This window comes from Brevibacillus sp. WF146, from assembly GCF_001673705.2.
GTDB lineage: Bacteria > Bacillota > Bacilli > Brevibacillales > Brevibacillaceae > Brevibacillus > Brevibacillus thermoruber.
Map to the genome: position 1 here is coordinate 3,956,472 of NZ_CP109943.1, position 13,401 is coordinate 3,969,872.

Here is a 13,401-nt window from a genome sequence, read left to right on the forward strand (position 1 = left end):
GCGTTTTCGTTGACAGGCTGGGTTCCCTACGACACCGGTTGCTGTTCCGTGGGAGCGCCCAGATCCTGCACGCTCCACAGATTATGATACACACCTTTTTGCGCCAGCAATTCTTCGTGTCTTCCCTGTTCGACAATCCGCCCCTCTTTCATCACCACGATCTTGTCCGCGTGGGTGATGGTGGAGAGGCGGTGAGCCACGATGATCGTGGTGCGCCCTTTGGTCAGGCGGGCCAGCGACTCCTGAATCATGTGCTCCGACTCCAGGTCGAGCGCCGACGTGGCCTCGTCCAGAATCAGGATGCCCGGATCGCGCAGGAAGACGCGGGCGATGGCAATCCGCTGTTTTTGCCCGCCGGACAGCTTGACTCCCCGCTCGCCCAGCTCGGTGTCGTATCCTTCGGGCAGTTCCATGATGAACTCGTGGGCGTTGGCCGCCTTGGCCGCTTCGATCACGGCCGCTTCATCCGCTTCAGGATTGCCCATCAGGATGTTCACCCGCGCCGATTCGCTGAACAGGATGTTGTCCTGCAGCACCATGCCGATGTGGCTGCGCAGATTCTGCTGCTGTACGTCGCGGATGTCGACCCCGTCGATGGTGATCCGTCCTTCCGTCACATCCCAGAAGCGGGGCAGCAGGCTGATCAGCGAGGTCTTGCCTCCGCCCGACATGCCGACGATGGCGACCGTCTCGCCCGGATTGATCGTCAAATTGACGTGATCCAGCACCAGCGGCCCTTCCTCCCGATAGCGAAACGAGACGTTTTCAAACCGGATTTCGCCGCGAATCCGCCCCGTCCGCGGATCGACCGGCAGCCGGCCGGCGCCGGGCTTGTCGACGATGTCATACGATTCGTCGATAAATTCAAACATCCGATCCATCGAAGCCACGGCCTGCGTCAGCGTGGTGGACGAGTTGACCAGCCGGCGCAGCGGCGTGTAGAGGCGTTCCAGATACGCGTAAAACGCCACCAGCGTACCGGTGGTGAGCGTTCCCCCGATCACCTGGTAACCGGCGTAGGCGATCACCATGAGCGGCGCGATGTCCGTGACCGTGTTGACCACGGCAAAGGTGTTGGCGTTCCAGCGCGTATGGTCCAGCGCCTTTTGCAGAAAGCGGTTGTTTTCCTTGGCGAACGCCCGGGTTTCGTGCTCCTCCAGGGCAAAGCTGCGGATAAGCGACATGCCGTTTACGCGCTCGTGCAGGTGACCCTGCAGGTGGGCCAGGGCGGCAGAGCGCTCCCGCGTAAGCTGCCGCAGCCGCTTGTAGAAGTATTTGACGGACGCCGCGTACAGCGGAAAGACCAGAATCGCGACCAGCGTGAGCTTCACGTCCATGTACAGCATCACGCTGAGGGTCAAGCCGATCGTAATCAGGTCCAGCCAGATGTTCATCAGGCCCGTTTCGATAAAGCTCTTGGTCGACTCCACGTCGTTGATGACCCGGGAGACCACTTCCCCCGTCTTGTGGTTGTTGTAGTAGCGCATGGAGAGCCGCTGCAGATGGGCGAACAGTTGGTTGCGGATGTCAAACAAGATGCGGCTGGACACCCACTGGGCGTAGTACTGCCGCAGGTACTCCACGGGCGCCCGCACGACGGTAAAGACCACAAACGCCACCGCCATCAGCCAGAACAGTTGAGTCAGCTTCTCCTCCCGGGGCATGGGGCTGGGCAGCAGGTCATCAATCACGTACTTGATCATCAGCGGCAGAAGCAGCGGTATCGAAAACTTGATGATGCCGATAAAAATGGTCCCCAGGATCTGTTTCCAATAGGGCATGACGTAGGCCATGTAACGCCGGATGCTGCTCACGGTCATCCCTCCTTTTGCCAGTTCCCGCTTTCCCTCCTACATCTATTCTTCCCGGGGCAGATGATGACCGGCCAAACAAGGAAATCCCTCTCCCGGCCGTTCGGGAAAGGGATCATTCCTCGTCTTCGCGCACCAACAGGTAACGCTCGTACCAGCGTTGGACAAATCCGTTTTGAAAAGGGCCCCGCCGCAAGCGGACCCAATCCAGCACTTCCCGGAGAGCGGTCTGCACGCGTTCGACGACGAACGGAGGGTAGTTCATCTGCTTGCTGTGCAGCAGAAACTCCTCTTCGTCGAGAATGGTGTAAGTCATGTCGGGAAACACTTTGACGTCCAGATCGTAATCGATGTAGCTCAACAGATTTCCTTTCAGGCTAAAAGGCGAACCGATGTTGCAGTAGTAATAAATGCCGTCGTCGCGAATCATCGCGATGGTATTGAACCACTGTCCGCGGCCAAACGTGCAGATGGCAGGCTCTCTCGTCCGCCATTCCCGGCCGTCTGCCTCTGTTACCTTGACCCGGTCGTTGCCCCCAATCACGACCGCATCGCTGGAATGAATCAGCGTCGTCTTGTCCCAGATGCGGTGCAGTGAATGGTCGTGCTTAAAGCTTTCAATGCGGATGATGGAGCCTGGAGCTGGCGACATGACTCTCCCCTTTCTTCTCTTCTCTATATGAATGGGGATAAGCCTCCCTTAAGAAGAGAGCTTTTTGGAAAGTGTAACATATTTTTGCATCTCGTAGCCAAGTGAATAGTAAAAAGGGAGAACCTCCGGGTTGTCCTGATTCACCATGATCAAAACGCGATGGACACCCCGTTGCTGGAAGCGTTTTTCGATCGCCTCCACCAGCTTCCGTCCGATGCCGGTCCCCTGCAGGCGGGGAGTAACGGCCAACCGGTAAAAGTAGGCGCGTGATCCGTCGATCGTGCCGACGACCACCCCCACCACTTCTCCATCCTTTTCCGCAACCATGACCAAATCGCTGTCCCAGGCCAACTGTTTGGCCAGGTCGTTCAATGACTCCGTTTCCGATTCTTCCAAACCGGTTTCTTGCCAGATACGCGTTATCGCCGAATAGTCACCGAGCCGAAACGGACGAATCAGCATACGTTGCCTCCTTCGATGCCTTCTTCTCCTATTGTACACCACTTGGACAACTTTGTCTCCGTATGAACGCGAGAAACAGGTCGCGATCGGGGATACAGCCCGTCCGGCCCGGTCCAGACGGACTTAGGTCAACAGCGACAGGCCGCCGTCCACGATAATGGTCTGGCCGCGGATCATCCAGGCCTGATCGGACAGTAGGAACATGACCGCATTGGCCAGATCGTCCGGCTCCACGATGCGGCCGGCCGGTGTCCGCGCCGCCGAGTGGGCCAGGAGCTCCTCGCGGTTGGGGAAGTGACGGAGCGCGTCGGTGTCCACGGCTCCCCCGGAAACCGCGTTGACGACGATGTTGTATGGCGCCAGTTCGACGGCCAGGTAGCGGGTGAGGGCTTCCAGTGCCGCTTTGGAAACGCCGACAGCGGTGTAGTTGTCCAGCACGCGAATCGAGCCGAGGCTGGAGATGCTGACGATTTTCCCGCCCTCGCCGTTCTTCATCATTAGTTTGGCCGCTTCCTGTCCGCAGAACAACAGGGCCTTGCTGTTAATCTCCATCGTCCAGTCCCAGTGGCTCTCTTCCAGTTCCATCAACGGGCGCAGCACACCGGACGCGGCGTTGTTCACCAGCACGTCCAGGCGGCCGAACTCCCGGTCGATTTCGGCAAACAGTTCCTTGATTTTGGCCACGTCGCCCACGTTTGCCTTCACCAGGTGAACGCGGACTCCCAGGGCTTCCAGCTCCGCCGCCGTTTCGCGGGCGGCCGTGCGGTTGCGCAGGTAGTTGAGCACCAGGTCATATCCCTGTTCCGCCAGCCGGCGCGCGATTGCCTTGCCGATCCCCCGGGTTCCGCCCGTAACGAGCGCCACTTTTCGGTTTGTATGCATGAGGGTTCCTCCTATCACACCAACTATTAATATCAGGTACCAAAAAAGAACATTCTCATTATACACCGGGACTGTCTGATTTGCCACCGGACCACTTGCTCCCGGCGGCAGGACGGCAGGGATGGAAGCGGCGGCGGACAGCCATACTAAACGAAACAACTTGTGCCGGAAGGCGGGGAAGGAGTGTTTTCATGTTCATAGGCCGCGAACTGTCCGAGCTGACGATGACACCGCTCTCCCGTTGGGAATTGAACGAACTGCTCTACTACCATCACGCCATGTCCCAACTGGCTGCCTATCTCAATGCCGAAGGGAGTTCGCTCCACGCCCGCATCGTCCGCGAGCTGGAATCCCGCGGACCGGTCGGAGGAGACGGCGGCGGCTGGGATCACGCGTCCGCGCCGATTTACGATTGAACAAAAGGAGGGAATGCCGATGAAAACCGCAACCCGCCAATGGGGCATCATCATCGGGATCGTGGCGATCAGTCTTGCCGCCATGATCGGACTGCTGTACATGTTCTGGTAACCCCGCCAAAAGGCTGTCCGGCTCCCGCGTCCAGGCCGGAGCTGTCCATTGTTGTCAGAAAATACTTTCTTCTTGCAATTGGGCAAAAAATGCTTTACACCAAGAAAAAATTGCCATATTCTAAGAATACGATTCATCACTTGAATGGAAAGGAGGCTGTGCCGCTATGATGATCAAAGGAAATCCCAATGGAACCGATTTGCTCGTGGTTGCTCCAACTTCATACGGCAGTGCCTCCCGGACGGACGAATCGTAGCAGGACTCGTGTCTTTGCCATGCCCCTTTCGTTGTATACCCGACCGCAGGCGCTGTCGCTTGCGGTCTTTCTGTTTCTTTGCTGCTGGAAACAAGACCGCAGGCTTTGGCCCGCGGTTTTTTTGTCAATTTTTCCTTGGAAGGAGGTGAGAGGGATGGTATTCCACTTTTTGTTTTTCACGGTGAAGATCGAGCGCAAAAAGCCCAGCGCCAAACAGCGCGCCGCCGAGTACCAGCGCGCCCGCTATTTGCAGGAACGCGCCGAGGCCCAGGCGCTCGAAGCCGCCCGGTATCCGGAATTTCTCACTCGCGTGTAACGCGAAACAGAACCCCGATGAGGAGGGATGTTGTATGAGCAGCAGGCAAAAACGTCAAAGGATGCGGTTCACGGGAGTCAAATCGATAGACGGCGGCTGACTGAACCAGACAGTTTGCACAGGAGGGGTATGGTCATGTACATTCCGATGATTTTCTTTACCATCATCATCGAAAGACGCGTGATCTCCGCGGAAGAGCGCGAAGCCCGCTGCCGGCAGCAGCAGGCGATCGCGGAGTGGGAAGAGCAGCGCATGCGGCAGGCGTCCCAGTTTCCCGAGTACTGTACGCGGCTGTAAGCGCGGAGCAAACATCCACCTGCGACAAAAGCGACCGGTCACCGGTCGCTTTTGTCTGAGACAAACCTATTGCAGCGGTGGAGAAGCATGTTTCCAGGCGGAGCGACTTGTGAGCCCTACCAAGCGGAGCAGCGATTTGCGGGAAAAAGGAGCGCCACCTCTGAATGGGCTGCGCAGCGATGCGGCTTTGGCGATCCCCCGCAAATCGGTGCGGAGCGGGCAGCCTGTGCTTCTCTGCTGGGCGAGCACGGAGCGGATGCCGGAAACGTGCTTCTCCCTCCAGCAGTTACTTTGTCTGCACACTGAAGCGACCGGTCACCGGTCGCTTTTGATCGTTTCCAGGATTTTTTGATGAGCCACGGGAAACGCGAGCCCGGCCAGCTCGTCCGCTGTCGCAAAACGGGCGTTCGGCGGCAGGTCGTCTCCCTCGATCCAGTCGCACCGCCACACTTCCATGTGCCACTGCAGGTGGGAAAACGTATGCGTCAGCTCCATCAGCGGCTCGGTCACCTCCACGTCCATCCCGAACCGCTGCCTCAGCCCCTGCAAAAGCGCCTCCTGCTTCAGGGAACGCGTGTCGGCGTCCGTCTCCACCATGGGAAACTCCCACATGCCGGCCAAAAGCCCCTGCTCCGGCCGCTTGTTGATCAAGACGGCGTCCCCGCGCATGACCACCGCCACCTGCAGCCGGACGACACGAGGCGGTTTGGCCTTTCCTTTGACCGGCAGTTCGTCCTGTACCCCTTCCTTCCGGGCGAGACAGTAGTCAAACACGGGACAGGTGAGACACTGCGGCGTCCGCGGCAGACAGACGAGAGCGCCCAGCTCCATCAGCGCCTGGTTGAAATCGCCCGCCCGGCCATGCGGAATCACCTGCCGCACGAGGTGTTCCACCTTGACGCGGGTCGCCGGCTTGGCGATGTCGTCCGTCAGGTAGAGCAGCCGGGAAAAGACGCGCATCACGTTGCCGTCCACGGCCGGTTCCGGCTTTTCGTAGGCGATGCTCAGAATGGCGCCGGCGGTGTACGGCCCGATGCCTTTCAGCGTGGCGATCTCTTCCGGCGTGTCGGGAATGACGCCGCCGTAGCGTTCCTGCACCTCCCGCGCGGCCGCCTGCAGATTGCGGGCGCGCGAGTAGTAGCCAAGCCCTTCCCACGCCTTCAGCACTTCCTCCTCCGGCGCTTCGGCCAGCGCGGCCACGGTGGGGAATTTGGCCATGAAGTTCTGGTAGTACGGCTTGACCGTTTCCACGCGCGTCTGCTGCAGCATGATCTCCGACACCCAGACGCGGTACGGATCGCGGTTGATCCGCCAGGGCAAATCCCGTTTCTGGGAATCGTACCAGGCCAGCAGATCGCGGGAAAAGCCAAACACGTGAAACTCTTCCGGTAACGTATACGTCAATGCCTTGCGTTTTTTACCTGCCATCGTATTCCTGCTTGCTCCTTTTGTCAGCCAAATCGATCGGGCGAAACGCCCAGATGTTCAGCTTGGCGGCCCCTCCCGCGACGCACTCGCAAAACGCCTGATCGGCGCGCCGCCACTGTTTGATGCGCTCATACTGCTCCACCGTTTCCACGTCAAACGCTTCGACGAACAGGCCCGGCTGGTCCAGGCCTTCCCAAAACCGGTACTGACGGGCTCCCATCGCTTCCATCCTCCCGGCCATGGCAGCCAGCAGCTCCAGGCACCGGTCCCGCTTCGACTCGTCCGTCTTGTATTCGATAAACACGGTAAGCACAGCCTCTACTCTCCTTTCGATCCCTTTCATCATACCCGTCTGTGCGGCAGGGAACAAGCGCGCAATTTTTTCAGATGCGAAGGGAAATCTCACGCCCAAGTCGCTATAATAAGGAATAGAAACGGCAGGAACAAAGGAGGGAGAACACGTAATTCATGGACACCGCCACACACTTTGTCATGGGCTTCGGACTGGCTGGCCTGGCCCACCTCGATCCCGTCGTGGCCGCGACGCCGGGGCTGGCGGAGGCGGTGGCGATCGGCACCGTCATCGGCTCTCAGGCTCCCGATCTGGACGGCTTCACCCGTGTCCGGGGGAGCGCCGCCTACATCCGCCATCACCGGGGAATCTCCCACTCCATTCCCGCCCTGTTTGTCTGGACGGCAGCGGTGTTTGCCCTGGTGCAGGCGGTAACGCCGCAGACGCACTGGCTTCACCTGTTGGGCTGGATTTTTGCGGCGGTCTGCCTGCACGTATTTGTCGACCTGTTCAACGCGTACGGAACCAAAGGCCTTTACCCTTTTCGCGACAAGTGGATCGCCTGGAACGCCATCTTCATCTTCGACCCGTTTATTTTTGCCGTCCATGTGGCCGGTCTGATGCTGTGGGGCGCGGGCGCGGAGCCGGGGCCTCTGTTTTTCTGGATCTATCTGCTGATCGCCTGCTATTACGTCTGGCGCTGCCAGGCGCAAAAGCGGACGACGGCGTTGGTCCGGGAAACCGTCGGCAAAGAAGGCACGTACACCATCATTCCCACACTCTCCTGGAACCAGTGGACGTTCGTGATCAGGACGGAACAGCACTGGTACGTCGGGGAGGTGCACGGCGGGGAGGTCACGATCCTGGACGTGTTTGCCATCAAACCGGAAAGCGAACTGGTGGCGGCAGCCAAACAAAGTCCGAAGGTACAGGCGTTTTTGTCGTTTACCCGCTACGCCCACGTGGAGACGAAGGAACAGCCCTTCGGCTACGAAGTCAGGTGGTTTGACCTGCGCTACCGCGCCCGCTATCAGGGCAAGAGCCACTACATGTTTGTCGCCGTCGTCTATCTGGACAAGGAACTGCACATCCGCGACTCGTTTGTCGGCTGGATTCACCGCGGCGAGGAGCAGTTGGCCAAAAAGCTGGACCCCGAAAAAGAGATCCAGCTCAACTAGCATCCGTTTGATCCGTGAAAAAAGCGCGTGCCCTGTGGGCAGGCGCTTTTTTGCGATGTTCCGGCGCGTCCCGGATTTCGCCCGTTTTTCCGCTTTGGCGGCCGAGCCGGAATCCCATTCGCTACGCCAAACGAACCTGCACGGATCAGGAGCACATCAACCCTCGCCTCTGCGAGCGGCATACGGGTTATCCGGTCACTCCAGCGAAAACGGGGCGATCTGCCCGGTGGCGATGGCCAGCCGGTTCCAGCCGTTGATCGTGACAATCGCCATCAAGAGAGCCGTCAGCTCCGCTTCGTCAAAATGAGCGCGCGCCTGTTGGTACACCTCGTCCGGGACTCCCCGTTCGGCAATCAGGGTGACAGCTTCTGTCAGCGCCAGGGCAGCCCGCTCGGCATCCGTGTAGACGGCGGACTCCCTCCAGGCGTTCAGCAGGTACAGCCGCTGTTCCGTTTCCCCTTTGCTTCTCGCCTCTTTGGTGTGCATGTCGAGGCAAAACGCGCAGCCGTTCAACTGGGAGGCGCGAATTTTCACCAGTTCCAGCAGCGTCTCGTCCAGCCCCGATTCCCTGACGTACTTCTCCAGTTGAAACATGGCCTGGAATGCCTGTGGGTTGGCCGCGCGGTAGTTCATTCGTGCTTTCATGTACATCGTCCTTTCCTCATCGCATTGGTCTTTCACTCTCTGAGACGACCAAGGCGACGAGGTTGTGACAAAATCAGGCCGGCCCGGCGCCAAATTGCCAGATCGCGTGGCTCAGGCTGCCCAACTGGAAGCTGAGATGCAGCCGTTCGGCACGGCGTTCATCGTCGGCGGCTCCCATGGCGTAGAGGAGCGGGACAAAGTGTTCGCTGCCGTGCCGGGGGACCGCCCATTCCGCATAAGGAGCCAGCTCCCGGTAGCGGTACAAGGCAGGAAGATCCCAGGCGGTCAGTTTTTCCCGGAGCCATTCTTCAAACAGGACCGCCCACTCGTCCGCCCGCCCCGGCTCTGCCCGCATGTTCATTTTGGCAAAGTTGTGCACCGTACCGCCGCTGCCGATGACCAGAATGTCACGCCGGCGCAGCGGGCTCAGCGCCCTGCCGATGGCGTACTGTTCTTCCGGAGCGAGAGCAGGGTTGACGGAAAGGGGCACCACGGGAATGTCGGCATCCGGGTACATCAGCCGCAGCACCACCCAGGCGCCGTGATCCAAGCCCCGCGCCGGATGGAAGCGGACCGGGACGCCTGCCGACCGCAGCAGGGCCGCCGTCTCTTCCGCCAGCAGCCGATCGCCGGGAGCGGGATACTGGATCTCATACAGTTCGCGGGGGAAGCCGCCGAAGTCGTGAATGGTGCCGTACACGTCGGCTGAACCGATTTCCTGAACCGGACTCTCCCAGTGAGCGGACAAAATCACGACGGCCCGGGGACGTTTCAATCGGCCGGCCAAATCCTGCAGCGCGTCCGTGTACTCGTTTTTCTCAACCGCCAGCGTGGGCGCTCCGTGGGCGATAAACAGGGAAGGCATCATGTTTTTTCACTCCGATTTATTTTTGTCAGTAGGTTACTTTTTGTAACCATTATAACAGATCCGGACGTTTTTTGCTATCCCCCGTGTTTCTCCCGTTTCTTCCGCGATGAGAACGGTGCCTGCCGAGCCCTGCACCGGGCAGGATTCGGCCGCAGGGGCCGTCATGAGAAACGGTCGCGTGCAACTGCGGTCAAATCCGCCGGCGTGGCGGCCGCCGTCATCCGTCAGCCGCACTTCGCTCGCAAATCGAGTAGGAGGGGGCGACTAACCCCCGTCCTCTCACACCACCGTACATACCGTCCGGTATACGGCGGTTCATCAAGCTTGACGAAGTGCGAAATATCGCTGCACCAAACTCATGAGCCCTTGTTGTTGCCAGTAGGTAATACCAAGGGCTTTGTGAATGTGCGGAGATTTGGTTGTTCGCCATGCACCCTTGCGGGTATTTGCAATCTCCAGTGCTTTGCTGTGGGGAAGACCGAGGGAACGAAGTTCGCGGTATCGCGTACGGATTCGTTTCCATTGCGTCCACAGGCAGAGACGGAGCCTTCGGCGAATCCATTCCTCAATCCGCAGGAGGTGGGTTTTCGCCTCAGCCAACGCAAAATATCCGATCCATCCCATGAGGTATTGGTTGAGTTTTTGAATTCGCTCCTGTATAGGGATGCTCCAATGCGGGTTGGTCAGTTGGCGAATTCGTTCTTTTAACCGGATGATCGATTTGGGATGCAGGCGTATCCGTGCCTCTTTTCCCGGAGCAAAGCTAAAGCCGAGGAACTTTCGATTGCACGGCCGATCTACCGCACTTTTCTGTTGGTTTATCTTGAGTTTGAGCACCCTGGTCAAGTATCGCTCCACGCTCGCCTTTACCCGTTCCCCCGCGCGTTTGGTGCGGACATAGATGTTGCAGTCGTCCGCATAGCGGCAGAAACGGTGTCCCCTCCTTTCCAGTTCCTTGTCCAAGTCGTCCAGCAGAATGTTGGCCAACAACGGACTCAGGGGGCCACCTTGCGGTGTACCCTCTTCCGTTGAGACGCACACTCCGTTGACCATAACTCCGGATTGCAGGTAAGCGCGGATTAGTTTAAGGAGACGCTTGTCCTTCACCTTGCGGGCTACCCGGCTCATCAGGATGTCATGGTTGACCCGGTCGAAGAACTTCTCCAGGTCGATGTCGACCACATACCGGAATCCTTCCTTGATGTACTGTTGCGCTCTCTGCACAGCATTGTGAGCGCGGCGACCCGGGCGGAATCCGAGGCTTGAATCGGAGAATTCTGGGTCAAAGATGGGAGTCAATACCTGCAGGATGGCCTGCTGGATGAAGCGATCTACCACGGTAGGGATGCCTAGCAACCGTATTCCCCCGTCAGGTTTCGGGATTTCGACCCTGCGAACAGGAGTCGGTTTGTAGGTTTCCGTCTCGATTTGCGACCGGATGGTCGCCCAGTGCAGGCGAAGGTAGTCGCGCAGTTGTTCAGTTGAAACACCGTCGACTCCCGCAGCGCCTTTGTTGGCTTCCACTCGTTTGAGGGCGGCCGTGAGGTTGTCCCGAGACAGAACCTTCTCCAGCAGATCCATAACGATACTCCTTCCTCCGCGCACATGTCGCCAAGCTTGCCGTACGATGCTCAGCCCTTCTCTGTACCCTCGGGGCTTCACCCCTACTCTCCAGAGGAAGTTCCAGTTCTGAATTCTGCTTCGACACACCGTATCGAAAGAGGTTGGGACATATGCTGACTTGATGTTCGGCCCTTCCCCCTCAGGCGTCCCCGATTGGGGTACTATGGCCTCTGCTGACTTCTGCATGTTCAACGCCCCCTCACGGAGGCGGTTGCCAACGATAGTAGGCGTACCATGCAGACCTCCCCGGGTAAGAGCGGTAGCCTTCGTCCCATGTACCTGCCCAATTTACTGTTGTACCCTTTGGCTGTATGGGGCTTCACCTTGTGCGGCAGGCTCGCCCAAGTACAACAGCCTCAAATCGGGTTCGTGTACCTCAGGTCGGGACTTTGCCGCCGGCTTCCTTCAGATTCCGCCTCGCGGCGGACACCCTTGCCTTAGGCTAACGGTTGGTACAGCCAACCCCCGTTCGGGACTTTCACCCTATAGCTACCGCCCATGCCGGGCGCACCGCAAAAAGGCATGCCGCACAAAAAGCGGCATGCCTTTTTCATTCACGGACAGTCGCTGTGATTACTTCGCTGCTTCAAAGCGCTTGCTTACTTCGTCCCAGTTGACGACGTTCCAGAAAGCGTTGATGTAGTCCGGGCGCTTGTTTTGATACTTCAGGTAGTACGCGTGCTCCCACACGTCCAGACCCAGGATCGGCGTTTTGCCTTCCATGATCGGGCTGTCTTGGTTCGGCGTAGACGTGATGGCCAGCTTGCCGCCGTCTACTACCAGCCAAGCCCAACCGGAACCGAAACGGGTGGTTGCCGCTTTGGTGAACTCAGCCTTGAAGTTGTCAAAGCTGCCGAAAGCCGCGTTGATGGCGTCAGCCAGCGCGCCGGACGGAGCGCCGCCGCCGTTCGGGCTCATGATTTGCCAGAACAGGGTATGGTTGGCATGGCCGCCGCCGTTGTTGCGAACCGCGGTGCGGATGGACTCCGGCAGCGCGTCCAGATTGCTGATCAGTTCTTCCACGCTCTTGGATTGCAGGTCGGCGTGACCTTCCAGGGCGGCATTCAGGTTGTTCACATAGGTAGCATGGTGACGTCCGTGGTGGATCTCCATGGTCTGCGCGTCGATGTGAGGCTCCAGCGCGTTGTACGCGTAAGGCAGTTCAGGAAGTTGGTGTGCCATTCTTCATTCCTCCTCGTAATATGTATGGGTCAAGCTACCACTTATTATAATCCAAGCAGGGCACTTTTACAACAAATCGGTATGCTAAGTATCGTAATCTTGCAGCATATATCATTCATTACTATCTTGCATTGCGGAACCGCCATGCTAGACTTGGAGTATTCCCATATTTCCGACAAGCAGGGTGATTATACGTGGACCTGGACGTAACTACCATATTGTTTCTCGCATTCTTCGGATTCGTGGCCGCCTTCATCGACAGTACGGTGGGGGGCGGAGGGCTGATCTCCCTGCCGGCGCTGCTCGGCCTTGGCATTCCCCCGTATCTGGCGCTGGGGACCAACAAGCTGGCGGGAACCATTTCATCGGCGACCAGCTCCGTGACCTTTATCCGGATGGGCAAATACGACAAAAAGCTGATGGCCCTGCTGTTTCCCGTCTCGCTGGTCGGCGCCTACCTGGGGGCCAAAACGGTCCTGTTTGTCCCGCAGGAAGTGCTGAAAGTGCTGGTCATCGTGATGATGGCCGCCATTTTTGTCTACACGCTCATCAACAAGCGGTTTGGCGAAACGTCCAGCTTTAAAGGACTGACCAGATTTTCGCTGGGGTTGGGGATTCCCCTGACGTTTCTGATCGGCTTTTATGACGGCTTCTTTGGGCCGGGGACCGGTTCGTTTTTCGTCTTCCTGATGGTGCTCTTGTTCGGCTACGACTTTGTGATCGCCGCCGGAAACGGACGCATTCTCAACCTGGCCAGCAACATCGCCGCGCTGTTCGTCTTTATCGTCGAAGGCAAGGTGATTTTCCTCACCGGCCTGACGATGGGGATCGCGATGCTCTTGGGAGCTACCCTGGGCGCGCGGCTGGCGATCAAGACGGGCGTCCGCTACGTCCGCCCGCTGTTTTTGCTGGTGTCCATTAGCCTGATTACCAAAATGATTTACGAACTGATTTTCACGTAAACGCGAGAATCGGCGTGCC

The 13,401-nt window shown here is 58.5% G+C and carries 15 protein-coding genes; 5 read left to right on the forward strand and 10 right to left on the reverse strand.

All coding sequences use genetic code 11. The features are described from left to right. Positions 1-26: 26 nt before the first annotated feature. The 4 genes from A6764_RS19550 to fabL form a co-directional block, all read right to left on the reverse strand. Entirely contained in the window at positions 27-1,820 is a 1,794-nt protein-coding gene (locus A6764_RS19550; protein WP_065067794.1) for an ABC transporter ATP-binding protein, read from the reverse strand. A gap of 106 nt (positions 1,821-1,926) precedes the next feature. Further along, positions 1,927-2,463 (reverse strand): DUF402 domain-containing protein, encoded by a 537-nt coding sequence (locus A6764_RS19555; protein ID WP_029100611.1) that lies wholly within the window; start codon positions 2,461-2,463, stop codon positions 1,927-1,929. A gap of 48 nt (positions 2,464-2,511) precedes the next feature. Further along, a complete protein-coding gene (locus tag A6764_RS19560; protein WP_029100612.1) occupies positions 2,512-2,925 on the reverse strand; it encodes a GNAT family N-acetyltransferase in 414 nt (137 codons plus the stop codon). Between the two features lie 123 nt (positions 2,926-3,048). After that, complete coding sequence (gene fabL, locus A6764_RS19565) at positions 3,049-3,807, reverse strand: enoyl-[acyl-carrier-protein] reductase FabL (protein ID WP_029100613.1); 759 nt, start codon at positions 3,805-3,807, stop codon at positions 3,049-3,051. A gap of 191 nt (positions 3,808-3,998) precedes the next feature. Between fabL and A6764_RS19570 the strand changes: the two genes are divergently transcribed. The 3 genes from A6764_RS19570 (at position 3,999) to A6764_RS19580 (ending at position 5,204) form a co-directional block, all read left to right on the forward strand. Next, positions 3,999-4,223: a hypothetical protein gene (locus tag A6764_RS19570; RefSeq protein ID WP_029100614.1), complete on the forward strand. Its 225-nt coding sequence runs from the start codon at positions 3,999-4,001 to the stop codon at positions 4,221-4,223. A gap of 522 nt (positions 4,224-4,745) precedes the next feature. Next, a complete protein-coding gene (locus A6764_RS19575) occupies positions 4,746-4,907 on the forward strand; it encodes a hypothetical protein (RefSeq protein ID WP_176703334.1) in 162 nt (53 codons plus the stop codon). A 135-nt stretch (positions 4,908-5,042) separates the two neighbouring features. Continuing rightward, positions 5,043-5,204 carry a YrzI family protein gene (locus A6764_RS19580; protein ID WP_141669745.1) on the forward strand — a complete coding sequence of 54 codons (162 nt, stop codon included), beginning with the start codon at positions 5,043-5,045 and terminating at the stop codon, positions 5,202-5,204. A 315-nt stretch (positions 5,205-5,519) separates the two neighbouring features. On the opposite strand, the gene mutY is transcribed toward A6764_RS19580, so the two are convergent. Both mutY and A6764_RS19590 read right to left on the reverse strand, forming a co-directional pair. Next, positions 5,520-6,632 (reverse strand): A/G-specific adenine glycosylase, encoded by a 1,113-nt coding sequence (mutY, locus tag A6764_RS19585; protein ID WP_065067793.1) that lies wholly within the window; start codon positions 6,630-6,632, stop codon positions 5,520-5,522. Then, positions 6,622-6,945, reverse strand: a complete 324-nt coding sequence (locus A6764_RS19590; protein WP_044900381.1) for an MFS transporter — start codon at positions 6,943-6,945, stop codon at positions 6,622-6,624. The genes mutY and A6764_RS19590 overlap by 11 nt, the downstream gene beginning before the upstream one ends. 155 nt (positions 6,946-7,100) lie before the next feature. Here A6764_RS19590 and A6764_RS19595 point away from each other — a divergent pair, with 155 nt between their 5' ends. Then, entirely contained in the window at positions 7,101-8,102 is a 1,002-nt protein-coding gene (locus A6764_RS19595; RefSeq protein ID WP_029100616.1) for a metal-dependent hydrolase, read from the forward strand. A 195-nt stretch (positions 8,103-8,297) separates the two neighbouring features. On the opposite strand, the gene A6764_RS19600 is transcribed toward A6764_RS19595, so the two are convergent. The 4 genes from A6764_RS19600 to A6764_RS19615 form a co-directional block, all read right to left on the reverse strand. Continuing rightward, a complete protein-coding gene (locus A6764_RS19600; protein WP_176703333.1) occupies positions 8,298-8,747 on the reverse strand; it encodes a carboxymuconolactone decarboxylase family protein in 450 nt (149 codons plus the stop codon). Positions 8,748-8,820: 73 nt separating this feature from the next. Then, the gene (locus A6764_RS19605) at positions 8,821-9,615 is read right to left on the reverse strand and encodes a dioxygenase family protein (protein ID WP_065067792.1); all 795 of its coding nucleotides are present in this window, start codon (positions 9,613-9,615) and stop codon (positions 8,821-8,823) included. A 318-nt stretch (positions 9,616-9,933) separates the two neighbouring features. After that, positions 9,934-11,196: a group II intron reverse transcriptase/maturase gene (ltrA, locus tag A6764_RS19610; protein ID WP_065068426.1), complete on the reverse strand. Its 1,263-nt coding sequence runs from the start codon at positions 11,194-11,196 to the stop codon at positions 9,934-9,936. A 615-nt stretch (positions 11,197-11,811) separates the two neighbouring features. After that, positions 11,812-12,420 (reverse strand): superoxide dismutase, encoded by a 609-nt coding sequence (locus A6764_RS19615; RefSeq protein ID WP_029100620.1) that lies wholly within the window; start codon positions 12,418-12,420, stop codon positions 11,812-11,814. Between the two features lie 194 nt (positions 12,421-12,614). Here A6764_RS19615 and A6764_RS19620 point away from each other — a divergent pair, with 194 nt between their 5' ends. Next, positions 12,615-13,382: a TSUP family transporter gene (locus tag A6764_RS19620; protein WP_044900384.1), complete on the forward strand. Its 768-nt coding sequence runs from the start codon at positions 12,615-12,617 to the stop codon at positions 13,380-13,382. The last annotated feature ends 19 nt before the right edge of the window (positions 13,383-13,401 follow it).

Coding starts and splice junctions, on each gene's coding strand:
- A6764_RS19600 (WP_176703333.1), bottom strand. CDS start 8,747: ATGAAAGCACGAATGAACTACCGCGCGGCCAACCCACAGGCATTCCAG.
- A6764_RS19570 (WP_029100614.1), top strand. CDS start 3,999: ATGTTCATAGGCCGCGAACTGTCCGAGCTGACGATGACACCGCTCTCC.
- A6764_RS19560 (WP_029100612.1), bottom strand. CDS start 2,925: ATGCTGATTCGTCCGTTTCGGCTCGGTGACTATTCGGCGATAACGCGT.
- A6764_RS19550 (WP_065067794.1), bottom strand. CDS start 1,820: ATGACCGTGAGCAGCATCCGGCGTTACATGGCCTACGTCATGCCCTAT.
- A6764_RS19595 (WP_029100616.1), top strand. CDS start 7,101: ATGGACACCGCCACACACTTTGTCATGGGCTTCGGACTGGCTGGCCTG.
- fabL (WP_029100613.1), bottom strand. CDS start 3,807: ATGCATACAAACCGAAAAGTGGCGCTCGTTACGGGCGGAACCCGGGGG.
- A6764_RS19605 (WP_065067792.1), bottom strand. CDS start 9,615: ATGATGCCTTCCCTGTTTATCGCCCACGGAGCGCCCACGCTGGCGGTT.
- A6764_RS19580 (WP_141669745.1), top strand. CDS start 5,043: ATGTACATTCCGATGATTTTCTTTACCATCATCATCGAAAGACGCGTG.
- mutY (WP_065067793.1), bottom strand. CDS start 6,632: ATGGCAGGTAAAAAACGCAAGGCATTGACGTATACGTTACCGGAAGAG.
- ltrA (WP_065068426.1), bottom strand. CDS start 11,196: ATGGATCTGCTGGAGAAGGTTCTGTCTCGGGACAACCTCACGGCCGCC.
- A6764_RS19615 (WP_029100620.1), bottom strand. CDS start 12,420: ATGGCACACCAACTTCCTGAACTGCCTTACGCGTACAACGCGCTGGAG.
- A6764_RS19555 (WP_029100611.1), bottom strand. CDS start 2,463: ATGTCGCCAGCTCCAGGCTCCATCATCCGCATTGAAAGCTTTAAGCAC.
- A6764_RS19575 (WP_176703334.1), top strand. CDS start 4,746: ATGGTATTCCACTTTTTGTTTTTCACGGTGAAGATCGAGCGCAAAAAG.